This is a genomic window from Rhodoferax sp. LS1P39, from assembly GCF_056521425.1.
Genome location: NZ_JBWMAV010000021.1, coordinates 30,497 through 56,116 on the forward strand (window position 1 = coordinate 30,497; position 25,620 = coordinate 56,116).

Here is a 25,620-nt window from a genome sequence, read left to right on the forward strand (position 1 = left end):
TTAAATCCGGACTTCTCCTTGGCCCAGCACCACGTATTTCAGCGATGTAAGCCCCGCCAGCCCCACCGGCCCCCGGGCGTGGAACTTGTCGGTGCTGATGCCGATTTCCGCCCCCAGGCCGTATTCAAAGCCGTCGGCAAACCGGGTGCTGGTATTGACCATCACACTGGCCGAGTCCACATCGCGCAGAAACTGCTGGGCATGCATGTGGTCGCGGGTCAGGATGCTGTCGGTGTGGTGGCTGCTGTATTTGTTGATGTGGGCAATCGCCTCATCCACACCCTCCACCACCTTGATGCTGATGATGGGCGCCAGGTATTCCTCGTACCAGTCGTGCTCGGTGGCGGGCACAATTTTTGCTATATTTTTAATAGCTTCTTGCGCCGACAGAATAAGGGCTGAGGCCGGATCGCACCGCATTTCCACACCCTTGGCGGCGTAGATGGAGCCGATCAACGGCAAGAACTCGGCTGCCACTGCGCGCGCCACCAGCAGGCCCTCGGTGGCGTTGCAGGGGCTGTATTTGCTGGTCTTGGCGTTATCGGCCACGTTGACGGCCATGGCGATGTCGCAGGGATCGTCCACGTACACGTGGCAGTTGCCATCCAGGTGCTTGATCACCGGCACCTTGGCATCGCGGCTGATACGCTCGATCAGGCTCTTGCCGCCGCGCGGAATGATCACATCCACGTACTGCGGCATGGCGATGAGCTGACCCACCACCTCGCGGTCGGTGGTTTGCACCAGTTGCACCGCGTCGGCAGGCAAACCGGCTTCCAGCAACGCCTGTTGCACCAGCAGCGCCAGCGCCTTGTTGGAGTCGATCGCCTCGGAGCCACCGCGCAAAATGCAGGCGTTGCCGCTCTTGATCGACAGGCTGGCGGCCTCGATGGTCACATTCGGTCGGCTCTCGAAAATCATGCCAAACACGCCAATCGGCACCCGCATCTGGCCCACGCGGATGCCGCTGGGCTGCTGCTGCAGGCCGATGATCTCGCCAATCGAATCGGCCATGGCGGCCAATTGTTCGCAGCCCTGGGCGCAGATTTCCAGCGTCTGCGGGCTGAGCTTGAGACGGTCTACCAGGGGCGCGGCCAGCCCGGCGGCGCGGGCGCGGTCCAGGTCTTTGGCGTTCTCGGTCTGCAGTGCGGCAGTGTTCTCGCGCAGCAAACGGGCCAGGCTGCGTAACGCTACATTTTTAGTAGCTGGCGTCGCCCTAGCCATGAGCGCAGAGGCCGCTTTTGCTTGTAAACCTAAAGCGTGGGTGTATTCGGCGATGTTCAGGGCGTTCATGGCGGTATTTTGTCACGCCTGCGCTATAGTCTGGCCATGGCACAAGCGCTGCTCAAACCTCTGACAGAAGACGAATACCTGGCTGCCGAGCTGCACGCCACGGTGCGGCACGAGTTTTTGCACGGGGCCGTTTACGCCATGGCAGGTGGCAGCGCCAACCACAACCGCATCGCCGGTGGCTTATACGCCCGCATGCTTGCCGCCCAAACCGCAGACTGCCAGCCGTATATCAGTGACATGAAGCTGCGCCTCGACGGCGGCAGCCTTTTCTACTACCCCGATGTGATGCTGGTCTGCGACCCTCGCGACAACGACGACTACGTCAAAACCAGCCCCTGCCTAGTCGCCGAGGTGCTGTCGCCCAGCACCCAGCTCACAGACCGGCGCGAGAAATGGCAGGCCTACCAAAAGCTGCCCAGCCTGCGCGAATACCTGCTGCTGGCCCAGGACAAGCCCGCGGTCGAAGTCTTTAAGCGCGTCAACCTGCGCCAATGGGGCCTGACCGTGCTGGGAGAAGACGACACCCTGGTGCTGGACTGCCTGGAGCTCAGCATCCCGGTGCGCGAGCTGTACAAAGGCGTGGATTTTTCTAAAACGGCTTAACGAGACACCGGCACAGCACACGCCGCGCACAGCATGCCCGCCAGGCGGTGCAGGGCCTGCCAGGGGTCGGCGGGCCAGTCGGGCTGTTTCAAACCTTTGACGATGCCGTCTACCAGGTGGGCCGACTGCAGCAGCTGGGCGATCAGCGGGCTGGGCATGCGCGGCAGCACGCGCTCGAACAAGCGCTCCTTAGCCCCCCAGACGCGGTTTTCGCGCAGGGCCATGGGCAGGGGCTTGCCCGCATCCATGGCGGTTTTGACGCGTTGCAGGGCGCGGATGTCTTCGGCCAGGGCCCAGTGCACCAGCACCTCGGCCTCGCCCTCGGCCTGCAGGCCGTCGAGCATGCGCTGCACCCGCAGACGCTGGCCGCCCAGCACGGCTTCGGACAGCTTGAATACGTCGTAGCGGGCCACGTTCAGCACGGCGGATTCCACCTGCGCCCATTGCAGCTCGCCCGCCGGGTACAGCAGGGCCAGCTTTTGGATCTCTTGGTGCGCGGCCAGCAGGTTGCCTTCGACCCGGTCGGCAAAGAATTGCAGGGTTTGCTGGCCTTCCACCCCGGCCTGCACCCGCTGGCCCTGGGCCTGCAGGCGCTGGGCGATCCACTGCGGCAGCGCGCCGCGCTCCACCGGTTCGACCTGGATGGTGATACCAAATTTCTCCAACGCCACAAACCAGGCGGCCGATTTGGCCAGCTTGTCCAGCCGGGGCAGCACTACCAGGGTCAGGGTGTCGGTATTGCCCTCGGCCTGCTGGGCCAGGTGCTGCAAGGCAGTGCTGCCGTCTTTGCCGGGCTTGCCGGACGGCACGCGCACCTCCAGGATTTGCTTGTCGGCAAACAGGCTGAGCGAGCCACCCGCCGCCAGCACCTCGCTCCAGTCGAAATGCGCGCCAGACACGACGTGCACCGTGCGCTCGGTAAAGTCCTGGGCGCGGGCCGTGGCGCGGATGGCATCCAGCGCCTCCTGCACCAGCAGCGGCTCGTCGCCGTGCAGGGTGTAGAGCGAGCGCAGGCCTTTGGAGAGCTGCGCGGCGAGCTGGCCGGGGGCTATTTGCATTTACAACGACTGGATCGCGGCGATGCGCCGCATGATCTGCTGCACGATGTCGGTTTGCATGTTGCGGTACAGCAGTTGCTCTTCGGCCTCTTTGGACAGGGCCTGGGTTTCGGTGTAGCTGATGTCGCGCTGCTGCAGGATTTCGGTTTCCGGAATCAGCTCTTTGCCCTGCGGCGTGCGCAGGCGGAACTTGACGCGCACGCGCAGCTGGAATTCGCGCACCTGGCCCGCAGACGTGGTGGATGCCACGCTTTTCTCGCGCTGGTCGGTGCTGATTTCCAGCACCACCTCCACGCTGTCCAGGCGTTTGGGCTCGGTCACCACCTCCAGCTTGCCGCCGCTGGCCAGGTTGCGCTTGAGCTCATTGCCCAGCGCCGAGGCCTCGGCCACGCGCACAAAGATGGTGGTAAACGGGTAGTTGGGGGCCTGGCGCAGGGCGAAGCCGCAGGCGCTCAGGCCGATGGCGGATGCGGCGGGCACGGCGAGGAGGAGTGTGCGGCGCAGCATCACAGCACCAGGTTCACCAGGCGCCCAGGCACCACGATGATCTTCTTCGGCGCAGCCCCGGCTGCCGCCTTGGTAAAGGCTTCGCAGGCCAGCGCGGCGGCTTCGATCTCGGCCTTGCTGGCGGCGGCGGGAACAAAGATGGAGCCGCGCAGCTTGCCGTTGACCTGCAGCATCAGCTCGATCTCGTCCTGCACCAGGGCCAGCGGGTCCACCACCGGCCAGGGCGCGTCGAGCAGGTCGCCAAAGCGGTCGACGTAGCCCAGCTCGGTCCACAGCGCGTGGGTGATGTGCGGCGTGGCCGGGTATAGGCAGCGCAGCAGGATGCCAAAACTTTCGATCAGCGCCACCTGCGCGCCCGGTGTGTCCAGCGCCTTGAAGTCTTCCAGGGCGTTGAGCAGCTTCATGCCGCCGGACACCACGGTGTTGTACTGCATGCGCTGGTAGTCGTAGTCCACCTGCTTGAGCACGGTATGGACCTCAAAGCGCAGAGCCTTGGCTTCTTTGCCAAACTTTACGTCTTTCAGGCCGCTAGCGCCCATGACATCGGCGGTAGCAGCTACGGAATCCATAGCGCCCAGCTTGACACCAAAATTCCACACCCGGCGCAGGAAGCGGTAGCTGCCTTCCACCGACGCGTCGTTCCACTCCAGCGTGGCCTCGGGCGGCGCGGTGAACATGGTGTACAGGCGGGCAGTGTCGGCACCGTATTTTTCGATCAGATCCTGCGGATCGACACCGTTGCTCTTGCTCTTGCTCATGGTGGTGAGCTCGTAGTTCAGCACGGTGCCGTCTTGTTTGAGTGTGCCGCCCACAATCTGGTCGCGCTCGTTGCGCTTCACATCGACTTCGCTTTCCCAGTGGTACTGCACGCCGCCGCCCGTGGGCTTATGCGAGAACGCGCCGTTGAGCACCATGCCCTGGGTCAGCAGCTTGCTGAACGGCTCGTCGCAGGTCACCAGGTCCAGATCGCGCATCACCTTGGTCCAGAAGCGGGCATACAGCAGGTGCAGGATGGCGTGCTCGATGCCGCCGATGTACTGGTCCATGGGCATCCAGTAGTTGGCGCCCTCACCCACCATGCCGTCCGTCTTGTGCGGGTCGCAGTAGCGCATGAAGTACCAGCTGGAATCGACAAAGGTGTCCATGGTGTCGGTTTCGCGCCGGGCGGGCTTGCCGCAGACCGGGCACACCACGCCAGCGTGGAAGCCCACGTGCTTGTGCAGCGGGTTGCCCGAGCCGTCGGGGATGCAGTCTTGCGGCAGCACCACGGGCAAATCCTTCTCGGGCACCGGCACCGCGCCATGCTCTTCGCAGTGGATGATGGGAATCGGCGTGCCCCAGTAGCGCTGGCGGCTCACACCCCAGTCGCGCAGGCGCCAGGTGGTCTTTTTCTCGCCCAGGCCCTTGATTTGCAGCGCGTGGGCCACGGCGTTCACCGCGTCCTGGAAGGCCAGGCCGCTGAAGCTGTCGGAGTTGATGGTCACGCCGCGCTGTTTGTCACCGTACCAGTCGTTCCAGTGGTGGTAGTCGTAGTGCAGGTGGTCTACATGCACCACCTGGACGATGGGCAGGTCGTATTTCAGGGCGAAGGCGAAGTCGCGCTCGTCGTGGGCCGGTACGCCCATCACCGCGCCGTCGCCATAGCCCATCAGCACGTAGTTGCCCACCCACACGTCGACCCGATGGCCGTTGAGCGGGTGGATGACCTGCAGGCCGGTGGGCAGACCTTCTTTTTCGCGCACCGCCAGCTCGGCCTCGGTGGTGCCGCCTTGCTTGCAGGCTTCGATGAAGGCGGCCAACTTCGGGTTGGTTTGTGCGGCGTGGGTGGCCAGCGGGTGCTCGGGGGCCACGGCGCAAAAGGTCACGCCCATGATGGTGTCGGCACGGGTGGTGAAGACATACATCTTGCCACCGTCGATCAACTGGCCCTTGCTGTTCTTGATGGTGTGCGGGAACGCAAAACGCACGCCTTCGCTCTTGCCGATCCAGTTCTCCTGCATCAGCTTGACGCGCTCGGGCCAGCCGGGCAGCGCATCTTTCACCTGGCCCAGCAGCTCTTCGGCGTAGTCGGTGATCTTCAGGTAGTAGCCGGGGATTTCGCGCTTTTCGACCACCGCACCGGTGCGCCAGCCCTTGCCGTCGATCACCTGCTCGTTGGCCAGCACGGTCATGTCCACCGGGTCCCAGTTGACCACCTGGGTCTTGCGGTAGGCAATGCCCTTGTCCAGCATTTTCAGGAACAGCCACTGGTTCCACTTGTAGTACTCGGGGGTGCAGGTGGCGACTTCACGGCTCCAGTCGATGGCCAGGCCCATGGCCTGCATCTGCTGCTTCATGTAGGCGATGTTGTCGAAGGTCCATTGCGCGGGCGGCACGCCGTTTTTCAGCGCGGCGTTTTCCGCGGGCAGGCCAAACGCGTCCCAGCCCATGGGCATGAGCACGTTGTAGCCCTGCATGCGCAGTTGGCGCGCAAGCATGTCGTTGATGGTGTAGTTGCGCACGTGGCCCATGTGCAGCTTGCCGCTGGGGTAAGGCAGCATGGAGCAGGCGTAAAACTTCTTCTTCAGGTTACCCCGCGCGTCACGCGAGTCTTCGGTGACGCGGTAGGCATCGGCGGCGGTCCAATGGGCTTGGGCGGCGGGTTCGACTTCGAGGTGGTTGTATTTTTCGAGCATGGCAGGCGGGGAAAGCAAAGAGACAGGGCGGCGCACGGGCCGCAACGGACCGATTTTAGGGGGTGGCTGTCACTGTGGCGTGGGCGGCTGGGCGACAAAGCCGATCTTGTTCAGCCCGGCCTTCTGCGCCACGCCCATCACCTCGACCACGCGGCCATAGGGCACGGTGGTGTCGGCGCGCAGTTGCACCTCGGTGTCGGGGTTTTGGTTGGCGGCCAGGGCGAGCTGGGCGGCCAATTCGGCAGCGGTCACCGGCTGGTCGTTCAGGAAGGTATGCCCAGATTTGTCTACCACCAGGGTGACGAACTGGGGCGCGCTTTGGGATTGGGCGGCATCGGTCTTGGGCAGGTCCAGCCGGATGGCGCTGGACAGCAGAGGCGCAGTCAGGATGAAGATCACCACCAGCACCAGCATCACATCGACCAGCGGGGTCATATTGATCTCGCTCATGGGCTCGGAAGCCTTGGTGCGCTCTAAACGGCCAAAAGCCATCTTAGTTGCTCAACAGTTCGCGCAGGTCGCGGGCAAAGCCTTCCAGGTCGGCTTCGATGCTGCCGATCAGGCGGCCATAGACGTTGTAGGCCAGCACGGCGGGGATGGCCACCGCCAGGCCCGCAGCAGTCATGACCAGCGCCTCTCCCACCGGGCCTGCCACTTTGTCGATGCCCATCTGGCCCGACTGCGCAATCGCGCCCAGTGCGTGGTAAATGCCCCAGACGGTGCCCAGCAAACCCACAAACGGCGCGGTCGAGCCCACCGTGGCCAGCAGCACCTGGCCGAACTGCAGCTTGTGCAGCACGGCATGCAAGGCGTTGCGCAGCACGCGGGTGAGCTGCTGCGAGCGGTCGCCCGCCGCGGCCAAGGTGCCTGTCGCTTCTATTTTTGTAGCTAGAACCAAAGGCAGGACAAGCGCGAGAGGGTCAAAAGATGCCAAACGCTGCTGGGCCTCGGCCACCGTGGGGGCCTGCCAGAAAGCCGCCACGCTGCGGGCCACGTCGGCGCGGGCGCGGCGCAGCATCCAGCCTTTCCACACGATCACCGCCCAGCTGCCCACCGACATGGCCAGCAGCAGCAGGGCCACCGCGCGGCTGACGAAATCGCCCTGGGCCAGCAGCGGCAGTGCGTCCATCAGCCTACTTCAAGCCCAGTACGTCGAACATGTCGAACAGGCCGCTGCGCTTGTTGGCCAGGAAGCGCACGGCGCGCAGGCTGCCCTGGGCGTAGGTGGCGCGGCTGGACGACTTGTGGCTGATCTCGATGCGCTCGCCGGTGCCCGCGAACAGCACGGTGTGGTCGCCCACGATGTCGCCACCACGGATGGTGGCAAAGCCGATGCTGGACGGGTCGCGCTCGCCGGTGATGCCGTAGCGCTCGTAGACGGCGCATTCCTTCAGGTCGCGGCCCATGGCCTCGGCGATCACTTCGCCCATTTTCAGCGCCGTGCCCGAGGGCGCGTCGATCTTGTGGCGGTGGTGGGCTTCGACGATTTCGATGTCGTAGCCGGTGGACATAGCTTTGGCGGCCATCTCCAGCAGCTTGAGGGTGACGTTCACGCCCACGCTCATGTTGGGGGCCATCATGATGGCGATGTGCTGGGCGATCTCGGCGATCTCGGCCTTTTGTTCGTCGCTGAAACCTGTGGTGCCGACCACGGCGTTCACGCCCAGGCTGCGGCACATGCGCAGGTGCGCCAGCGTGCCTTCGGGGCGGGTGAAGTCGATCAGCACGCGGGCAGCTTTCAGGCCCTGGTGCAGGTCGGCCGTCACGGCCACGCCGCTGTTGTGGCCCAAAAAGGCAGAGGCATCGGCACCGATCTGGGGGCTGCTGGCAATGTCCAGCGCACCGGCCAGCACGCAGTCGTCGGCAGCACGGATGGCTTCGATCAGCATGTGGCCCATGCGGCCCGAGGCACCGGCTACGGCGATGGCGTGCGGCAGGGGGGAAGAGGTATCTGTCATATCCGGAAATCAGGGGGCCGAGGGGGCTTCTAGCGGGGGGTAGGTAGTGGCGGGCACGGCAGCGGTAGCCGCCGCCGTGGCAGCCGGGGCCACCGGGGCGGGGAACGACTTCATGCGGTCTTCGCTGGCTTCCAGCAGGGGCACGGATTTGACGGGGCGCGACTTTGCCAGCAGACCGACGAATTCGCTCTCGCTGGGCATGGCATCGCCTTCGACGCGGTCCATCACATCGGCCTTGAAGAACACGGTGAACTTGCGCGCCTGCGGCTCGGTGCCCTGGCGGCGCATGGTGAACACGTAGTCCCAGCGGTCGGCGTGGAACACGTCTTGCAGCAGCGAGGTGCCCAGAATGTCTTTCACCTGCTCGCGGGCCATGCCGGGCTTGAGAGCTTCAACCTGCTCTTTGGAGACGAAGTTGCCTTGCACCACTTCCATCTTGTACGGGGCCAGCGAACCGACGAAATTGCGGGTGCTGATGTCGATACTGCTGCAGGCCCCAAGAGCGGCACATGCCGCAAGGGCCAGGGCGGTCAGGCTGCCGCGCAAAGAGGGTTCAAACATAGGGGTGAGGCTCAGGCGATATGATCCCCGGATTGTACTGGCCGTTCTTACGCTGCCCCGACCCTAGAAAGACCCGCCGCCATGGCCAATATCGACGAACTCAAGAACACCGGCCTGAAAGCCACCCTGCCCCGCCTGAAAATTCTGGAGATTTTCCAGACCGGCGAACTGCGCCACATGACGGCAGAAGACGTGTTTCGGGTGCTGCTGCTGGAACATTCCGACATCGGCCTGGCCACGGTGTACCGGGTGCTGACGCAGTTTGAGCAGGCGGGCATTTTGTCGCGCAGCCATTTTGAATCGGGCAAGTCGGTGTACGAACTGAACGAAGGCCGCCACCACGACCACTTTGTCTGCACCTCCTGCGGCAAGGTGGAAGAGTTTTTTGATGCCGAAATCGAGCAACGCCAGCAGATCGTGGCCAAGGCCATGGGCTGGACGGTGCAGGACCACGCGATGTCTTTGTACGGCCTGTGCGCGGATTGCTCGGCTAAATAAATCCCCCGCAACACGCTATTTATTAGATAGCTGCCACCGCATATGGAATAAGCGCCAACAGCCTAAAGAGCTAAAACCCAAGGTAGATACATCCCTTCCAGGGATACCGTGGAACCGGCTCCGCCGGGCCACTGGTATCGCCCCCTGCAAGGGGGTTGGCGAAAGATGCGAAGCACTGCAGCCTGGGGGTGTGCCCTATTCCGCGGCTTCCATCGCCTTGCGGTGGCGTTCTACGAATTCCTGGTAGGTGTCGATGCCGCGCAGTTGCAGGATGGTGTTGCGCACGGCGGCTTCCACCAGCACGGCGATGTTGCGGCCGGCCACCACCTGGATGATGACCTTGCGCACCGCCACGCCCAGCACGTCCTGGGTCAGCGGCTCGTAGGGCAGGCGCTCGTACTCGCGCTCCATGGTTTCCTTGCGCACCAGGTGCACGATGAGCTTCAGGCGCATCTTGCGGCGCACGGCGGTTTCGCCAAAGATGCCGCGGATGTCCAGCAGGCCGATGCCGCGCACTTCCAGCAGGTTTTGCAGCAGCTCGGGGCAGCGGCCCTCGATGGTGGTCTGGTTGATACGGTACAGATCCACCGCGTCGTCGGCCACCAGACCGTTGCCGCGCGAGATCAGCTCCAGGCCCAGCTCGCTCTTGCCCAGGCCGGATTCGCCGGTGATCATCACACCCAGGCCCAAAATATCCATGAACACGCCGTGCATCGAGGTGCGGTCGGCGAAGTGCTTGGACAGGTAGGCGCGCAGCACGTCGATCACAAAGGCCGACGAGTCCTGCGTAGCAAACATCGGGATCTGCGCGCGTTCGCACATCGACAGCAGCGCGTCGGGCGCGGTTTGGCCGTCGGCCATGATCAGCACCGGCGGCTCCAGCGTGACGATGCGGGCGATACGGCGGGCGCAGTCCTCTGCCGACGCGCTGGTCAGGTAGGCGATTTCGCGCTCGCCCATGATCTGCACGCGGTAGGGATGGATGTAGTTGAGGTAGCCGACCAGATCGGCACCGGAACGCGCAGCGCGCACCGCAATTTCGTCAAAGCGCCGCTCGGAAGCGCCTAGGCCCGCCACCCATTCCCAGCGCAGCAGGGAGCGAAAGGCCTCGAACAGAACGTCGGCACTGACGACGGTGGGCTTCAAGGCAGTCCAGGCTCGAAAAGATTACGCGGGCTGGGCCGACTGCCAGCCGCAGATCAGGCCGTGCAGGGCATCGGCATCGGCGGCGCTCTTGATTTTTTCGCGCAGCGGCGCGTCGCTGAGCAGCTCGGCGATTTCGGACAGGATTTCCAGGTGCTTTTGGGTCGCCGCCTCGGGCACCAGCAAAAAGATCAGCAGGCCCACAGGCAGCTCATCGGGCGCATCAAAGCCAATCGGCTGCGCCAGCTGCACCACCGCGGCCATGGGGGCTTTCAGGCCCTTGATGCGGCCATGCGGAATCGCCACCCCGTGGCCCAGACCGGTGGAGCCCAGGCGTTCGCGGGCGAACAGGCTGTCGGTAATCAGGGCCCGGCTCAGACCATGCAGGTTTTCAAACAGCAAGCCGGCTTCTTCAAAAGCACGTTTTTTGCTGGACGCATCGACGCTCACGAGCACTTGAGCGGAGGGCAGGATGGAGGCGAGGCGGTTCATAGAGAGGCGAATTATGCACGCGCGCTAGGCTGTCGGCATGCACCAACAAAAAAGCCGCCCCGTAGAACAGGCGGCTTTTGCAGAGTACGCGACAGCGTAGGACTTACATCAGGCGCTTGGGCGCTTCGTGGTGGTGGTCTTGCACCCGGTCTTTGTGGCGGACCACCTGGCGGTCCAGCTTGTCGACCAATTCGTCTACTGCGGCGTACAAATCCGCGTGGGAGCTTTCGGCGAACATGTCATTGCCTTTGACATGGATGTTGCATTCAGCGCGTTGTCGGCCTTGCTTTTCCTTTTGCTTTTCAATCGTCAGTAGCACTTTGACATCTACCAGCTGGTCGAAATGGCGGGTTATTCGGTCCAGTTTGGTGGTCACATAGTTACGCAAGGCGGGGGTCACATCCAGATGGTGTCCGCTGATCGTCAAGTTCATGTAGTTCCTCCTAGAGCAATACTTTCACTGTTGAAAGTCATTTCACTATGCGCCCGATATCCCCTGAACGCAACCCTTTCCCAGGTCTTTCGAATGGGTGTTACCCCGTGTAAGCAGCGGTCCAGAGACTGGGCCTTACCTGTATAGATCGGCGGGCGGCGGTGCCATAATTCAGGCCTTTACTACGTCCGAGAAAACCCCATGGAAAGCGCCCCTAGTCGCTAGCTTTCACCTCCCTGCGCTGCACGGGGGCTGAAAGCCTAGCCCCACCCCCCGTCTTTGCCCATCCACCCCAGGGAGTGCCCCATGCTGAATATTTTCTCGCTGGCCAATGGCCGATTGTTTCAAGAAGAGATCGAGTCACTGGAAGAGCTTTCCCGCTTCCAGCCGATCTGGGTGGACCTGGAATCGCCCACGCTGGAAGAAAAACGCTGGATCAAACAGTATTACGGCCTGTCCATCCCTGAGGATGCGATGGACGAAGATATTGAAGAATCGGCCCGTTTTTACGAAGAAGATAACGGCGAGCTGCACATCCGCAGCGACTTTTTGGTGGCCGACGAGTCCGATCCGCGCACGGTACGCGTGGCTTTCATCCTGAACCAGCACAACGCCGAGCTCAAAAGCCGGGGCGTGCTGTTCTCTATCCACGACGAAGACGTGCCGGTGTTCCGCCTGCTGCGCATGCGCGCGCGCCGGGCACCGGGCCTGATCGAAGATGCCAAGGAAGTTTTACTCAAACTTTTCGATGCCGATGCCGAATACTCCGCCGACACGCTGGAAGACATCTACGTCGACCTGGAAAAGGTCAGCCGCCGGGTGCTGGCGGGCAATATGACCGATGCGCTGGCCGGGGAAGTGCTGGGCTCCATCGCCCGCCACGAGGATTTGAACGGCCGTATCCGCCGCAACATGATGGACACCCGCCGCGCCCTGAGCTTCATGATGCGCAGCAAGATGCTCAACGCCGAGCAGTTCGAAGAAGCCCGCCAGATCCACCGCGACATCGACTCGCTGGACTCGCACACGGCCTTTTTGTTCGACAAGATCAACTTCTTGATGGATGCCACCGTGGGTTTCATCAACATCAACCAGAACAAGATCATCAAAATCTTCTCTGTCGCCAGCGTGGCCCTGCTGCCGCCGACCCTGGTGGCCAGCATATACGGCATGAACATGAAATTTCCCGAGCTGGAGTTTCTGGGCAGTTGGTCGTACCCGTATGTGGTGGCCATGATGGCGGCCAGTGCGCTGGTGCCGATGTGGTACTTCTATAAACGCGGCTGGTTGTCCTGAAACCGCCATGGCCGACACCCTGGTACTCCCGGAAACGGCAGCCGACAGCCAGCGCCTACGCGCCCAGTGGCCCGTGGTGGCCGCCCTGCCCCCGCGCCTGCTGGTGCTGCGCCTGCCCGATGCTGCGCACCTGACAGGCACCGTGCCCTTGGACCAGGCCGACCCACCGTTGACAGAGAGCGAAGCGCTCTTTGCCGCCGCCTGGGCCGCACAGGGGCACAAATCCGCACCCCGCCCTGGCGATGGCGCGGACTGGGACAGCCCCGGCTTCACACCGCCTTAAACGCCCATCGGCCACCAGCCGTGCCACCAGTCGGTGAAGGTCGGCTCCCAGGCCGCCGTGTAGATACGGCTGTCGTCGCCCACCACAAAGGTGTCCAGCTTGTTTGGCGCGCGCGACACCGAGGTAATCGCCGCACCCAGCGCTGCCGACCCGCCATTCAGCCGCCACCAGCCGTGCCAGCCGTCGGTAAACGCAGGCTCCCAGGCCGCGGTGTAGGTGCCCCGGTCGGTGCCGGTCACAAAAACATCCAGCTTGTTGGCCGAGCGGGACACCGCGTGGAGGGGCGCACCAGGCCGCCCGCGCCCGCCCTGGATATGCCACCAGCCGTGCCAGCCGTCGGTAAACGCAGGCTCCCAGGCCGCAGTCATGGTTTCGCCCCCATTGGCGATGGCAAAAATGTCCAGCTTGTTGGCGCTGCGCGAGACCGCATTCACATGCCCGCCCGCCGGGAAACGGGTGTTACCCACGCGCCACCAGCCATGCCAGCCGTCGGTAAACGAAGGTTGCCATGCTGCGGTGTAGACCCGGCCATCGGTGCCCACCACAAAGATGTCCAGCTGGTTCGGCCCGCGCACCGCCGCGCCCACCGGCGCACCGGGGGCCGCGATACCGCCCTGGATGTGCCACCAGCCGTGCCAGCCATCGGCAAAACTGGGTTGCCAGGCGGCGGACATCACCCGGCCCGACACATCGGTGGCAAAGATGTCCAGATGGTCGGCGCTGCGCGACACCGCGCTGATCTGGCTGCGGTGCGGCACGCTGATATTGCCAATGCGCCACCAACCCCGCCAGCCGGTGTCGGGCCGCCAGGCGGCGGTGTAGACGTGGTTGTCGGTGCCCACCACAAAGATGTCCAGCTTGTTCGCCCCCCGGCTGACCGCCGTGACCGGCGCGCCAGAGGCCGCCATGCCGCCCTGGATGTGCCAGAAACCCTGCCACCAGTTGGGCATGGAGGGCTCCCAGGCGGCGGACATGACCCGCCCATCCCGGTCGGTGAAGAAGATGTCCAGCTTGTTGGCCGCGCGCGATACCGCATGGATGGGTGCGCCCTGCGGCACCCGGGTGCTGGTGAGCCCCCAGCCCAGGTGGCGGCGGGTAGACGCGCACATGGTCCAGTCGTTGGCCTTCATCAGGCAGGCCACACCGCCGCCGGGCGCGCAGGTGGCGCAGTTGCGGTTGGGTTCGTTGTAGATGCCGTGGGTGCTGGAGCAGTTGCAACTGGCGGCGGAATATTCGTCGGGGCACGAGAAGATGTGGCCGGTTTCGTGGGTGAACACGCGGTCGATGTTGTCCGGCCCCCAGCCGTCGTTGGCGTAGTCCATCACGATGCGCGGTGCGCTGGCGTAGGCAAAGTGCCACAGCGGATAGCCTTTGACGAAAAACACGCAATAGGCCCAGCGCGTGCTCAGCCGGGTGCGCAGGGCGCTCACGTAGTTCAGCACGCCCTGCCAGTTCTGCGTCTGGCCCAATGCGCCCATGGCGGGGTTGCGCCAGCGCGATTCGTCGTCTGCCGCCGTGGCCGTGGTGCTGGTGGAGATGCTGACGTTGTTGATCTCGTAGTGCCAGCTCACGCCCGAGGCCGGGTCCTGGTTGCCCAGCCAGGTCAACCCGGCCTGCACCTCGGCCACCACCTTGACCCGCTCGGCCGCGCTGAACCGGGTGGCCGCCGTAGGCCCATTGACGATGATGATGCCCACCGCCACCGAGCCCGCCAGAAACGGGTCGCCCGCGCCGCGCTCGCCGGGTGCGGCCGCCCCCAGGGCCTCCATCGCGGCCCGGCCTGCGGGCCCCTCGGCCTCGGGGGCGCAGCCGTGCATGTCCCAGTCTTCACCATCGCGGGGGCGCTTGGCCTTGGCGGCGCGGTACTTGGCGCTGCGGCGCAAATTGAAGGCCGACAACCCCAGCTTCTCGGTCTGGTTCAACACGGCCACCGTGGCCTTGGGCACGGCAGCAGCGGCAAACGGCAGGCCTCCGATCTCGGCAGGCTGGGCACGGCGAATCTGCACGTTCGGCCCATAGTTATGCAGCAGGCCGCCATCGTTGTCAGGCGGTTGGCCCTCGCTGCGGGCCTTGGCGGTGCTGCGTGTGCCCGGCATGGCCAGGCGTTCGTACTCGGTGTTGATTTCGGACATGGATGGGGCTCCTGTAGGCACCCCACGACGGCAGAGCGCACCTCAGAATAGGTGCCCGGTGCGCAAACCGCATCATCGAAATGGGGGAAAAGTTCCCCCGCGACAGGCGCTACAAGCGCTGCACCAGCTCCGCCAGCACCGCCTGTGCGTAGCGGCTGGCCACCGTGCGCACGAACGCGGCAAAGTCGGTGTGGGCCGTGTCGTCGGCCCGGTCGGAGATGCTGCGCATGGCGGCGAATGGAATGCCGTAGTCATGGCACACCTGGGCCACCGCCGCACCTTCCATCTCCACCGCCAGGGCCTCATGGCCGTGGGCGCGCAGGGCGGATTGCAAGGCCTGCACTTCGGTGGCGGCAGACACAAAACGGTCGCCGCTGGCCACCAGGCCGTGGTGGATATGCGGCGGCAGGGGATTTAAGCCAAATCGGCCTCCAGCGCTTATTCCACTAGCGTGAGCAGCTATCAAAAGTGTAGAGGTCAGTTTTTCATCGCAGGCAAAGCGCGCCTGGCCGTACAGGGGCACTTCGAAGGGAGGGAACAGCGGCGCGGCGTTCATGTCGTGCTGGATGAAATCTGCCGCCACCACCACGTCGCCCACTTGCACGCCCTCGCCCACCCCACCGGCCACGCCGGTGAACACGATGCGGCTGGCTCCAAATTTCTCGATCAAGGCGGTGGCCGTGGTGGCCGCAGCCACCTTGCCGATGCGCGACAGCGCCAGCACCACCGGCTGGCCGTGCCACAGCCCCAGGCCAAAGCTGCGCCCGGCGTGCTGCACGCGGCGGGGCTGCTCCAGTTGCTCGAAGATGCCCTGCTGTTCTTCGGCCAGGGCACTGAGGATGGCGAGGCTCACACCTTGGTGCGCAGCTCGCGGCGCAGGATTTTGCCCACCGGGGTTTTGGGCAGGTCGGCACGGAACTCCACCACGCGGGGCTGCTTGTAGCCGGTGAGGTTGGCCTTGCAGTAGGCGCGCACCTGTTCTTCTGTGAGGGCCGGGTCTTTCTTGACGATCACCACCTTGACGGCCTCGCCGGTTTTCTCGTCGGGCACGCCCACGCAGGCGCATTCCAGCACGCCGGGCATGGCGGCCACCACGTCTTCAATCTCGTTGGGGTAGACGTTGAAGCCGCTGACCAGCACCATGTCTTTCTTGCGGTCCACGATCTTGAAGTAACCGAGCGCGTCCATGGTGCCGATGTCGCCGGTTTTGAAGTAGCCGTCGGCTGTCATGGCCTGGGCGGTTTCATCCGGGCGCAGCCAATAGCCCGCCATCACCTGCGGTCCCTTGATGCAGATTTCGCCGGGCTGGCCCATGGGCACTTCGGCGCCCGCATCGTCCAGCAGCTTGAAATAGGTGCTGGACAGCGGCACGCCGATGGTGCCGGTGTAGTCGGTGCGCGTGGGCGGGTTGCAGCTGGCGGTGGGCGAGGTTTCGCTCAGGCCGTAGCCCTCGCAAATCGGGCAGCCGGTTTTCTCCAGCCACAGCTTGGCCACAGCCGCCTGCACCGCCATGCCACCGCCGATGGACACCTTCAGGTGGCTCCAGTCCACGGTCTTGAAATCGGGGTGGTTGGCCAGGCCGTTGAACAAGGTATTGACCGCAGGCAGGCTGTGGATGCGGTGCTGCGACAACTCTTTGAGCACTGCCTTCAGGTCGCGCGGATTGGGGATCAGGATCAGCTTGCCGCCGGTGCGCATGGACAGCATCATGCCCACAGTGAATGCGAAGATGTGGTACAGCGGCAGCGCGCACACGCTGGTGGGCTGCTCGCCCTGGGGCACCTTGTCCATCACCGGCTGGTTCCAGGCTTCGGACTGCAGCACGTTGGCAATCACGTTGCGGTGCAGCAGCACAGCCCCTTTGGACACACCGGTGGTGCCGCCGGTGTACTGCAGCACGGCGATGTCGTCCGGCTGCACCGGCACGGGCGTGAACACGCCGCGCCGACCCCGCGCCAGCGCGGTGTTGAAGCGCACCGCGCCCGGCAACTGGAAGGGCGGCACCAGCTTCTTGACCTTGCGCACCACGTAGTTGACCAGCGCGCCCTTGAGCAGCCCGAGCTGGTCGCCCATGGCGCACAGCACCACGTGTTTGACGGGGGTGTTGGCCAGGCATTGCTGCAGCGTGGCACCAAAATTTTCCAGAATCACGATGGCCTTGGCACCCGAGTCTTTCAACTGGTGCTCCAGCTCGCGCGGGGTGTACAGCGGGTTCACGTTGACCAGCACCAGCCCGGCCCGCAGCAAGGCGGCCACGGCCACCGGGTACTGCGGCACATTGGGCATCATCACCGCCACGCGCTCGCCCTTGGCCAGGCCCAGGCTTTGCAGATAGGCGGCGAACTGGCGGCTCAGCGTGTCGGTCTCGCCATAGCTCAGGTCCTTGCCCATGAAGCTGTAGGCGGTGCGGTCGGCGTACTTCTGAAAGCTTTCTTCGATCAAGGCCTGCAACGAAGGGTAGCGGGTCGGGTCGATGTCGGCGGGCACGCCGGGGGGGTAGCTGCTGAGCCAGATGCGTTCAGTCATAACGGATTCTCCCGGTCGTTATAGGACTTACGCAGCGCCCCTGTCTCGCCCTTCGGGCGTACAGGGGGAACTTGCGTAAGTCCTGGGTTATTCAATGGCCTTGCCCATGTCTTCCACGACCTTTTTCGCGTCGCCGAAGACCATCATGGTCTTGTCCATGTAGAACAGCTCGTTGTCCAGCCCGGCGTAGCCTGCGGCCATGCTGCGCTTGTTGACGATGATGGTTTTGGCCTTGTAGGCCTCCAGGATCGGCATGCCGTAAATGGGGCTGCCCTTGGTGTGCGCGGCGGGGTTCACCACGTCGTTGGCCCCCAGGATGATGGCCACATCGACCTGGCCAAATTCGCCGTTGATGTCTTCCATCTCGTGCACCTGGTCATAGGGCACCTCGGCCTCGGCCAGCAGCACGTTCATGTGGCCCGGCATGCGCCCGGCCACGGGGTGGATGGCGTACTTGACGATGATGCCCTTGTCGGTGAGTTTCTGCGCCAGCTCTTTCACCGCATGCTGGGCGCGCGCCACGGCCAGACCGTAGCCGGGCACGATGACCACGGTTTCGGCATTGCCCAGCACAAATGCCGCGTCGTCGGCGCTGCCGCTCTTGACGCTACGTTGTACTGCCGCCCCAGACGCTGCGGTAGCAGCGTCGCCACCGAACCCGCCACCGATCACGTTGAAGAACGAGCGGTTCATGGCCTTGCACATGATGTAGCTCAGGATCGCACCGCTGGAGCCCACCAGCGAACCCGCAATGATCAGCATGCTGTTGTTCAGGCTGAAGCCAATGCCCGCCGCCGCCCAGCCGGAATAGCTGTTGAGCATGGACACCACCACCGGCATGTCGGCCCCGCCGATCGGGATGATCAGCAGCACGCCCAGGGCAAAGCCCAGGGCGATCACCAGGCACATGTCCATCCAGCTTTGCGAGTGCCAAAAGCCAAAGATGAAGAACGCCGCCGCCAGGCCCAGCACCAGGTTCAGCTTGTGCTGGCCGGGAAAGCTCACCGGCGTGCCCTGGAACAGGCGGAACTTGTACTTGCCCGACAGCTTGCCAAACGCGATCACCGAGCCGCTGAACGTGACCGCGCCGATAAAGGCACCCAGTGCCAGCTCGATGCGGTTGCCGCCGGGGATCTCTGCGCCCTTGGCCGATATGGCAAACGCCCAGGGTTCGGCCACGGCCGCCACGGCAATGAACACCGCCGCCAGGCCGATCATGCTGTGCATGAAGGCCACCAGCTCGGGCATCTTGGTCATCTCGACCCGCTTGGCCATGATGGTGCCCACCGAGCCGCCGACCAGCAGCGCGCCCAGCACCCAGGCCATGCCCTCCATGCCGTTCTGCCCCATTTGCCCGGCCAGCTTGAAGATCAGCGCGATGGTGGTGACCACCGCCACGGCCATGCCCAGCATGCCAAAGAAGTTGCCCCGGATCGAGGTGGTGGGATGGCTCAAGCCCTTGAGCGCCTGGATGAAGCAGACGCTGGCGAACAGGTATAAAAGTGTGACGAGATTCAAGCTCATTTCAGTGCCTCCTTGGCGGGGGTCTTTTTCTCTTTCTTCTTGAACATCTCCAGCATGCGCCGGGTGACCATGAAGCCACCGAACACATTGACGGCGGCCAGCGCCACGGCCAGCACGCCCATGGTTTTACCCAGCGTGGTTTCGGTTAAAGCGGCGGCCAGCATGGCCCCGATGATGACGATGGCCGAGATGGCGTTGGTGACGGCCATCAGCGGCGTGTGCAGTGCGGGCGTGACGGTCCAGACCACGTGGTAACCCACGTAGATGGCCAGCACAAAAATGATCAGGTTGGTGACCGTGGGGGAAAGAATGTCCATGGTGTTTGCTCCTTATTTACGCGTAACCACGCCAGCCTGGGTGACGAGGCAGGCGGCCACGATGTCGTCGGCCATGTCCACGTTCAGCGTGCCTTCCTTGGTCAGCACCAGCTTCAAAAAGTCGAGGATGTTGCGGGCGTACAAGGCGGACGCATCGGCGGCCACCAGCGCGGGCAGGTTGGTTTCGCCGATCAGCGTCACGCCATGCTTGACCACGGTTTTGTCGGCCTCGGACAGCGGGCAGTTGCCGCCACCATTGGGGCCCTTGCCTGCGGCGATGTCCACGATCACCGAGCCGGGCTTCATGCTTTTCACCATGTCTTCGGTAATCAAGGTCGGCGCGGCGCGGCCAGGGATGAGCGCAGTGGAGATCACCACGTCGGCCTGGGCCACGCGCTTGGCCACTTCGACCTGTTGGCGCGCCAGCCAGCTGGGCGGCATGGGCTTGGCATAGCCACCCACGCCCACGGCGGCCTCTTTTTCTTCCGGCGTGTCGTACGACACCTCGATGAACTTGCCGCCCAGCGATTCGACCTGCTCCTTGACGCTGGGGCGCACGTCGCTGGCCTCGATCACCGCGCCCAGGCGCTTGGCGGTAGCAATGGCTTGCAGGCCGGCCACGCCCACGCCCAGAATCACCACGCGCGCGGCCTTGACGGTACCTGCGGCGGTCATCAGCATGGGGAAGAAGCGCTGGTATTTGTCGGCGGCCATCATCACGGCCTTGTACCCGGCGATGTTGGCCTGGCTGGAGAGCACGTCCATGCTCTGGGCGCGGCTGGTGCGGGGGGCGGCTTCCAGCGCAAAGCTGGTCAGGCCCGCAGTGGCCAGGCGTTGCAGGCCCTCGGCATCAAAGGGGTTGAGCATGCCCACCAGCGTGGTGCCGGGGCGCATCTGCGCGGCCTCTGCACTAGAGGGGCTGCGCACCTTGAGCACCAGGTCGCAGGCCAAAGCGCCAGCGGCATCGGTGATCTCGGCCCCTGCTGCCGTGTAGGCCGCATCGGTGGCGCTGGCGGCCACGCCAGCCCCCGATTGGATGCGGACCGTATGGCCCTGGGCTGCCAGCTTTTTGGCGGTTTCGGGGGTGACTGCGACGCGGGTTTCACCGGTCGCCGTCTCTAGCGGCACACCAATCAGCATGAGGTCTCCTCAATGGTTTTTAAATATTCTTGAAAATGTGCGACTTTTGGCTTGAAAAGTCGGAATCTTTGCCTTCCAAGCTTAACTGACTTTACCCAGGCCCCTTCCGCCCACAAACGCTTGGGCGACACTGTCTATTCATAATGCTGACATGAAGCATCGATGGAAACCCAGCGTCACGGTGGCTGCCGTGGTGGAGCACGAGGGCCGGTTCCTGCTGGTCGAAGAACACACGCCCGAAGGCTTGCGGCTGAACAACCCCGCCGGGCACCTGGAGCCCGGCGAATCGCTGGCCCAGGCCTGCGCCCGCGAAACGCTGGAGGAAGCCGCCTATACCTTCACACCCACCGCGCTGGTCGGCGTGTACCAGGCGGCGCTGGGTGACACCACCTACCTGCGCTTTGCCTTTTGCGGCACGCTAGGCGACTTCCACCCCGAGCGCAAACTGGACCACGGCATCAAACGCAGCCTGTGGATGACCCCCGCCGAGATCCGCGCCAGCACCCACCGCCACCGCAGCCCCCTGCTGCTGCGCTGCGTGGAGGACTACCTGGCCGGGCGGCGTTTCCCGCTGGACTTGGTCTATACAGCCCCCTAAAAACGTTCTAGAACCAGGGCCAAGCCCATGTTTTTACAATCGGGGCATGGGAACACACAGCAAACAACGGGTCGTGGTCGGGTTGAGCGGCGGGGTGGATTCGGCCGTCAGCGCCTATCTGCTCAAGCAACAGGGCTATGAGGTCATCGGTATCTTCATGAAAAACTGGGAGGACGATGACGACAGCGAATACTGCTCCAGCAACATCGACTTCGTGGATGCCGCCGCCGTGGCCGATGTGATCGGCATCGAGATCGAGCACGTCAACTTCGCCGCCGAGTACAAAGACCGGGTGTTTGCCGAGTTTCTGCGCGAATACCAGGCGGGCCGCACGCCCAACCCCGACATCTTGTGCAACGCCGAGATCAAGTTCAAAGCGTTTCTGGACCACGCCATCCGCCTGGGCGCGGAAAAAATCGCCACCGGCCACTACGCCCGCGTCCGTGAAGTCAGCGGCCAGTTCCAGCTCCTCAAAGGCCTGGACCCGAGCAAAGACCAAAGCTATTTTCTGCACCGCCTGAACCAGGCGCAGCTCAGCAAAACCCTGTTCCCGGTGGGCGAGCTGCACAAGACCGAGGTGCGCCGCATCGCGTCCCAGATGGCGCTGCCCAACGCCACCAAGAAGGACTCCACCGGCATCTGCTTCATCGGCGAGCGCCCATTCCGCGACTTTCTGAACCGCTACATCGCCAAAGAGCCCGGCCCCATCAAGGACGAAAAAGGCCGGGTGCTGGGCAAGCACGTGGGCCTGAGCTTCTACACCTTGGGCCAGCGCCAGGGCCTGGGCATCGGCGGCATCAAGGAAAAAGGCGCGCAACGCGGCGGCGGCGAGCACGCGCCCTGGTTCGTGGCCCGCAAGGACATGGAGCGCAACACCCTGTGGGTGGTGCAAGGCCACGACCACCCCTGGCTGCAGTCGCACACCCTGGTGGCCGATGACGTGAGCTGGGTCGCAGGCCACGCCCCCGCCCCCGGCAGCTACGCTGCCAAAAGCCGCTACCGGCAGGCCGATGCGCCGTGCACCCTGGCAGCAGCAGACAGCGGCTTCCGCCTGGACTTCCCCGACGCGCAGTGGGCCGTGACCCCAGGCCAGTCGGCAGTGGTGTACGACGGGGAGGTGTGCCTGGGGGGCGGGGTGATTGGGGTGGATTCAGGGGTCTAATTGGCACCCCGTGCTTATTCCATCAGCGCAAGCAGCTACTATTTCAATAGCTAATTGAACAATTGAGACGGGCAAAGGCGCAATAAACACCCCTGCCCCGGCCCGCCCCAAGGCAAGCGCAGCAAAGCCCCCTCGCGAACAGCGCGGAACTGGCTCAGCCAGGCCGCTGCTGTTGCCCCCTGCAAGGGGGTTGGCGAAAAGCGCTGGCGCTGTAGCCTGGGGGTGTACCTATTCCAGCTTGAACTGCGCCACCACCCGCACCAGATCGCTGGCCTGGCCTTGCAGGCTGCTGGCGGCGGCGGCCATTTCTTCCACCAGGGCGGCGTTTTGCTGGGTGGCCTGGTCCATCTGGGTGACGGCTTCGCCGATCTGGCTGACACCGGCGCTTTGCTCGGTGCTGGCGGCGCTGATCTCGCCCACGATGTCGCTGACCTGGCGGATGGCGCTGACCACTTCGGCCATGGTGCTGCCGGCCTGGTCCACCAGGCTGGTGCCCTGGGCCACGCGCTCCACGCTGGCGCTGATCAGCACCTTGATTTCCTTGGCGGCTTCGGCGCTGCGGCCTGCCAGGCTGCGCACCTCGCTGGCCACTACCGCAAAGCCCCGGCCCTGCTCACCGGCGCGGGCGGCTTCCACGGCGGCATTCAACGCCAGGATATTGGTCTGGAAGGCGATACCGTCGATCACGCCGATGATGTCGGCGATTTTTTGCGAGCTGTCGTTGATGCCCTTCATGGTCTGCACCACCTGGCCCACCACGGCCCCGCCCTGCGCCGCCACGGTGGAGGCGCGCAGGGCCAGCTGGTTGGCGCGGGCGGAGTTGTCGGCGTTTTGCCGCACGGTGCTGCTCAGCTCTTGCATGGAGGCGGCGGTTTCCTGCAGGGCAGCGGCCTGGTTTTCGGTGCGCACGCTCAGATCGTGGTTGCCCTCGGCGATTTCGGCGCTGGCGGTGGAGACGCTCTCCGAGCCCTGGCGCACGCTACCCACCACCCGCACCAGGTTGGCCTGCATGTCTTGCAGGCTGGTGACCAATTGGCCGACTTCGTCCTGGCGCTGCACCACCATGCGCCCGGTCAGGTCGCCCGCCGCCACCTGCCGTGCGGCCCGGTTGGCCTCGGCCAGCGGCAGGGTGATGGAGCCCGCCAGCCGCCAGGCGCTGCCTGCGCCAAACAACAGGCTGATGGTGCCCACGGCGATCAGCAGGTTGCGGCCCTGGGTGGTGTTGTCGGCCATGCCCTGGGCCTGCTGGTCAATGTCTTGCCGCTGGGCCAGCATCAAGGCCTCCAGTGCGTCCAGGTAGGCCTTGCCTGCGGGGGTGAACTTTTGCTCCAGCAACTGGTTGGCTTCGTCGGACTTGCCTTCTTTCTTGAGGGCCGAGACGGCATCGCGGGCTTCCACATAGTTTTTGCGGGCCACGCCGATGGCCGCGAACAGGGCTTTCTCGGCATCGGTTTGCATCAGCGGCTCCAGGGTTTTCTGGGCCTTGCTGGAGCGCTCGCTGGAGGTGGCCGCATCTTGCGCAAAGTAGCTGGCCAACGAGGCATCGCTGCTTTTGGCAATGGCGGTGGTGCGGCGTACGCTGGTGTGGATGTCGCGGTACCAGTCGCTGACCAGGCGCTCGGTCTGGATCGGGCTGCCCAGGATGTACTGGGTGGCCTGCGCCGACGCATTGAGCTTGACGATGCCCACCACGATGGAAATGCAGCACAGCAGCAGGATCAGCGCAAAGCCCACACCGAGGCGCTGGGTGATGGAAAGCTTGGATTGGAAGGTGGACATGGTGTGCGGACTCGGTGGGGGATATACGTGGGTTGTACGGGGGACGCGGGACATTGACAAGTAAAACGCTGCGACAGCCCAGTGATTTATATAAAAAGTGCCTCTAGCGCTTATTCCATCAGCGCAAGCAGCTACAAAACAAATAGCAAACTACCGGGCCTGCTCCAGCCGCTCCAGCGCGGTTTCAAAGTCGTACTGGGCCACCGCCGTCTCGATCTCGGCGTAGGTGCCGTGCAGCACCTGCTGGAGCAGGGTAGCGTGCTCTTGCAGCAGCTCGATGGATTCGGCATCGTCCTCGCGCAGCAGGTCCGCCAGGCGGGCGCAGATGGCATCCACCTGGGCGGTATCAAAGGACACGGCAGCCTCCACCACGGCCAGCGGTGCCGGTAGCTGCCGGTCGATGGCGGCCACCAGCGGGCCCAGCAGCGCAGCGGTGCGCTCGGCCTGGGCCTGGATGTCGGCCAGCGGCTCCTGCAGGTGGATGGCGCGCTCCAGCTGGGCGGCGCTGGCCTGCAGCAGGCTGGCACCGATGTTGCCCGCCACGCCCTTCAAGGTATGGGCGGTGCGCTCGGCGCTGGTGGGGTCGCCGTTGTCCAGGCTGTGCAGCAGGTCGGCCACGGCGCTGGCCTGCCCGGCGGCAAACTTGCGCAGCATGTCCTGGTACAGCGGCTGCTTGCCCATGATGCGGCGCAGGCCCTGGGCCACGTCCAGGCCGGGGATGCGGCGCAGGCCGTCCATGGCGGCATCGGTGTGCGGGGTCTTGGCGGCAGCGGCACGGACATCGGGGGCCGCATCGGCGCGCTGCACCAGGCCCAGGCCGCTGTGCGGTGCGATCCACTGGGCCAGGGCCCGCCACAGCATTTCGGGCTCGATGGGCTTGCTGACGAAGTCGTTCATGCCCGCGTCCAGGCAGCGCTGGCGGTCGGCAGCCATGGCGTTGGCGGTCATGGCGACGATGGGCAGGTCTGCATTGCGCCCGTCCTGGCGCAGCAGGCGGGTGGCCGTCACGCCGTCCATCACCGGCATTTGCATGTCCATCAACACCAGGTCGTAGCGCAGGCTGGCATCCCCATGGCCCTTAGCCACCATGTCCACGGCAATCTGGCCGTTGTCGGCAATCTCGACCACACAACCGGCTTCGAACAGCAGCTCGCAGGCCACCTGCTGGTTGAGTTCGTTGTCTTCCACCAGCAGAATGCGTGCGCCGCTGAGCGGCACCATCGCCTCCAGCGCCGTAGCCCCGGCATCGTGGCCGCCCGGCACCGCGCCGCCCCCCATCACCCGGCCCATGGCTCCCAGCATGGTGTTGAACAGCAGCGAGGCGTTGACGGGCTTGACCAGCAGGTCCTCGATGCCCGCCGCCTGCGCGCCCTGCACCACTTCTTCACGCCCATACGCGGTCACCAATATCGGCTTGGGGCTGGATGGCAGCCCCAGCGCGGTGATGGCGTGCGCGGTTTGCAGTCCGTCCATGCCCGGCATCTGCCAGTCCAGCATGGTGATGTCAAACGGGTAGCCGCCTTCGGCCGCTTCGCGCACTGCCGCCACGGCTTTGGTGCCGGAGTCCACCGAGGCGACGTCAAAGCCCATGCTGCGCAGCATGTCTACCAGCACCAGGGCGGCGTGGGCGTTGTCGTCGACC

Annotated in this window: 25 protein-coding genes; 6 read left to right on the forward strand and 19 right to left on the reverse strand. The window is 64.4% G+C overall.

Annotated elements, in window-relative coordinates:
- Complete coding sequence (locus AC097O_RS23070) at positions 1-1,293, reverse strand: glutamate-5-semialdehyde dehydrogenase (protein WP_479595293.1); 1,293 nt, start codon at positions 1,291-1,293, stop codon at positions 1-3.
- 36 nt (positions 1,294-1,329) lie between these two features.
- On the opposite strand from AC097O_RS23070, the gene AC097O_RS23075 reads away from it, so the two are divergent.
- Entirely contained in the window at positions 1,330-1,896 is a 567-nt protein-coding gene (locus AC097O_RS23075; protein WP_479595294.1) for a Uma2 family endonuclease, read from the forward strand.
- On the opposite strand, the gene holA is transcribed toward AC097O_RS23075, so the two are convergent.
- The 7 genes from holA to AC097O_RS23110 all read right to left on the reverse strand — a co-directional run bounded on the left by holA (position 1,893) and on the right by AC097O_RS23110 (position 8,655).
- A complete protein-coding gene (holA, locus tag AC097O_RS23080) occupies positions 1,893-2,954 on the reverse strand; it encodes a DNA polymerase III subunit delta (protein ID WP_479595295.1) in 1,062 nt (353 codons plus the stop codon). The genes AC097O_RS23075 and holA overlap by 4 nt on opposite strands.
- The gene (locus tag AC097O_RS23085) at positions 2,955-3,461 is read right to left on the reverse strand and encodes an LPS-assembly lipoprotein LptE (RefSeq protein ID WP_479595296.1); all 507 of its coding nucleotides are present in this window, start codon (positions 3,459-3,461) and stop codon (positions 2,955-2,957) included.
- Positions 3,461-6,136: a leucine--tRNA ligase gene (leuS, locus tag AC097O_RS23090; RefSeq protein WP_479595297.1), complete on the reverse strand. Its 2,676-nt coding sequence runs from the start codon at positions 6,134-6,136 to the stop codon at positions 3,461-3,463. Before leuS ends, AC097O_RS23085 begins: the two co-directional genes overlap by 1 nt.
- A 69-nt stretch (positions 6,137-6,205) precedes the next feature.
- Positions 6,206-6,628 carry an ExbD/TolR family protein gene (locus AC097O_RS23095; protein WP_479595298.1) on the reverse strand — a complete coding sequence of 141 codons (423 nt, stop codon included), beginning with the start codon at positions 6,626-6,628 and terminating at the stop codon, positions 6,206-6,208.
- Position 6,629: 1 nt separating this feature from the next.
- A complete protein-coding gene (locus AC097O_RS23100; protein ID WP_479595299.1) occupies positions 6,630-7,265 on the reverse strand; it encodes a MotA/TolQ/ExbB proton channel family protein in 636 nt (211 codons plus the stop codon).
- Positions 7,266-7,269: 4 nt separating this feature from the next.
- Entirely contained in the window at positions 7,270-8,094 is an 825-nt protein-coding gene (gene dapB / locus AC097O_RS23105) for a 4-hydroxy-tetrahydrodipicolinate reductase (RefSeq protein WP_479595300.1), read from the reverse strand.
- A 9-nt stretch (positions 8,095-8,103) separates the two neighbouring features.
- The gene (locus AC097O_RS23110) at positions 8,104-8,655 is read right to left on the reverse strand and encodes an outer membrane protein assembly factor BamE (RefSeq protein WP_479595301.1); all 552 of its coding nucleotides are present in this window, start codon (positions 8,653-8,655) and stop codon (positions 8,104-8,106) included.
- A gap of 81 nt (positions 8,656-8,736) precedes the next feature.
- Here AC097O_RS23110 and fur point away from each other — a divergent pair, with 81 nt between their 5' ends.
- Positions 8,737-9,153, forward strand: coding sequence for a ferric iron uptake transcriptional regulator (gene fur, locus AC097O_RS23115; protein ID WP_315246777.1), 417 nt, complete (start codon positions 8,737-8,739; stop codon positions 9,151-9,153).
- A 195-nt stretch (positions 9,154-9,348) separates the two neighbouring features.
- On the opposite strand, the gene hprK is transcribed toward fur, so the two are convergent.
- The 3 genes from hprK to hpf all read right to left on the reverse strand — a co-directional run bounded on the left by hprK (position 9,349) and on the right by hpf (position 11,221).
- Complete coding sequence (gene hprK / locus AC097O_RS23120; protein WP_315191258.1) at positions 9,349-10,299, reverse strand: HPr(Ser) kinase/phosphatase; 951 nt, start codon at positions 10,297-10,299, stop codon at positions 9,349-9,351.
- A gap of 21 nt (positions 10,300-10,320) precedes the next feature.
- Positions 10,321-10,788: a PTS sugar transporter subunit IIA gene (locus AC097O_RS23125; RefSeq protein ID WP_479595302.1), complete on the reverse strand. Its 468-nt coding sequence runs from the start codon at positions 10,786-10,788 to the stop codon at positions 10,321-10,323.
- A gap of 103 nt (positions 10,789-10,891) precedes the next feature.
- Positions 10,892-11,221 carry a ribosome hibernation-promoting factor, HPF/YfiA family gene (hpf, locus tag AC097O_RS23130; protein ID WP_295959171.1) on the reverse strand — a complete coding sequence of 110 codons (330 nt, stop codon included), beginning with the start codon at positions 11,219-11,221 and terminating at the stop codon, positions 10,892-10,894.
- 306 nt (positions 11,222-11,527) lie between these two features.
- On the opposite strand from hpf, the gene corA reads away from it, so the two are divergent.
- Positions 11,528-12,517, forward strand: a complete 990-nt coding sequence (corA, locus tag AC097O_RS23135; protein ID WP_479595303.1) for a magnesium/cobalt transporter CorA — start codon at positions 11,528-11,530, stop codon at positions 12,515-12,517.
- Positions 12,518-12,524: 7 nt separating this feature from the next.
- Positions 12,525-12,800 (forward strand): hypothetical protein, encoded by a 276-nt coding sequence (locus tag AC097O_RS23140; protein WP_315191252.1) that lies wholly within the window; start codon positions 12,525-12,527, stop codon positions 12,798-12,800.
- Here the strand turns inward: AC097O_RS23140 and AC097O_RS23145 are convergent.
- From AC097O_RS23145 to AC097O_RS23170, 6 genes are all read right to left on the reverse strand, one after another.
- Complete coding sequence (locus AC097O_RS23145) at positions 12,797-14,932, reverse strand: PLL family lectin (protein WP_479595304.1); 2,136 nt, start codon at positions 14,930-14,932, stop codon at positions 12,797-12,799. The genes AC097O_RS23140 and AC097O_RS23145 overlap by 4 nt on opposite strands.
- Positions 14,933-15,041: 109 nt before the next feature.
- The gene (locus tag AC097O_RS23150; RefSeq protein WP_479595305.1) at positions 15,042-15,785 is read right to left on the reverse strand and encodes a 5'-methylthioadenosine/adenosylhomocysteine nucleosidase; all 744 of its coding nucleotides are present in this window, start codon (positions 15,783-15,785) and stop codon (positions 15,042-15,044) included.
- Positions 15,782-17,458 (reverse strand): long-chain-fatty-acid--CoA ligase, encoded by a 1,677-nt coding sequence (locus AC097O_RS23155; RefSeq protein ID WP_479595306.1) that lies wholly within the window; start codon positions 17,456-17,458, stop codon positions 15,782-15,784. Before AC097O_RS23155 ends, AC097O_RS23150 begins: the two co-directional genes overlap by 4 nt.
- A gap of 87 nt (positions 17,459-17,545) precedes the next feature.
- The gene (locus AC097O_RS23160; protein ID WP_479595307.1) at positions 17,546-18,982 is read right to left on the reverse strand and encodes an NAD(P)(+) transhydrogenase (Re/Si-specific) subunit beta; all 1,437 of its coding nucleotides are present in this window, start codon (positions 18,980-18,982) and stop codon (positions 17,546-17,548) included.
- Positions 18,979-19,299 (reverse strand): NAD(P) transhydrogenase subunit alpha part 2, encoded by a 321-nt coding sequence (locus AC097O_RS23165; protein WP_479595308.1) that lies wholly within the window; start codon positions 19,297-19,299, stop codon positions 18,979-18,981. The genes AC097O_RS23160 and AC097O_RS23165 overlap by 4 nt, the downstream gene beginning before the upstream one ends.
- A gap of 12 nt (positions 19,300-19,311) precedes the next feature.
- Positions 19,312-20,439 carry a Re/Si-specific NAD(P)(+) transhydrogenase subunit alpha gene (locus AC097O_RS23170; RefSeq protein ID WP_479595309.1) on the reverse strand — a complete coding sequence of 376 codons (1,128 nt, stop codon included), beginning with the start codon at positions 20,437-20,439 and terminating at the stop codon, positions 19,312-19,314.
- Between the two features lie 151 nt (positions 20,440-20,590).
- On the opposite strand from AC097O_RS23170, the gene AC097O_RS23175 reads away from it, so the two are divergent.
- Both AC097O_RS23175 and mnmA read left to right on the forward strand, forming a co-directional pair.
- Complete coding sequence (locus AC097O_RS23175) at positions 20,591-21,037, forward strand: NUDIX hydrolase (protein ID WP_479595310.1); 447 nt, start codon at positions 20,591-20,593, stop codon at positions 21,035-21,037.
- Positions 21,038-21,083: 46 nt separating this feature from the next.
- Positions 21,084-22,199, forward strand: a complete 1,116-nt coding sequence (gene mnmA, locus AC097O_RS23180) for a tRNA 2-thiouridine(34) synthase MnmA (RefSeq protein ID WP_479595311.1) — start codon at positions 21,084-21,086, stop codon at positions 22,197-22,199.
- A 228-nt stretch (positions 22,200-22,427) separates the two neighbouring features.
- Here the strand turns inward: mnmA and AC097O_RS23185 are convergent, their stop codons facing one another.
- Both AC097O_RS23185 and AC097O_RS23190 read right to left on the reverse strand, forming a co-directional pair.
- Complete coding sequence (locus tag AC097O_RS23185) at positions 22,428-23,978, reverse strand: methyl-accepting chemotaxis protein (RefSeq protein ID WP_479595312.1); 1,551 nt, start codon at positions 23,976-23,978, stop codon at positions 22,428-22,430.
- Positions 23,979-24,128: 150 nt separating this feature from the next.
- Positions 24,129-25,620 (reverse strand): response regulator (locus tag AC097O_RS23190; RefSeq protein WP_479595313.1); only part of this gene is annotated, 1,492 nt, incomplete at its 5' end.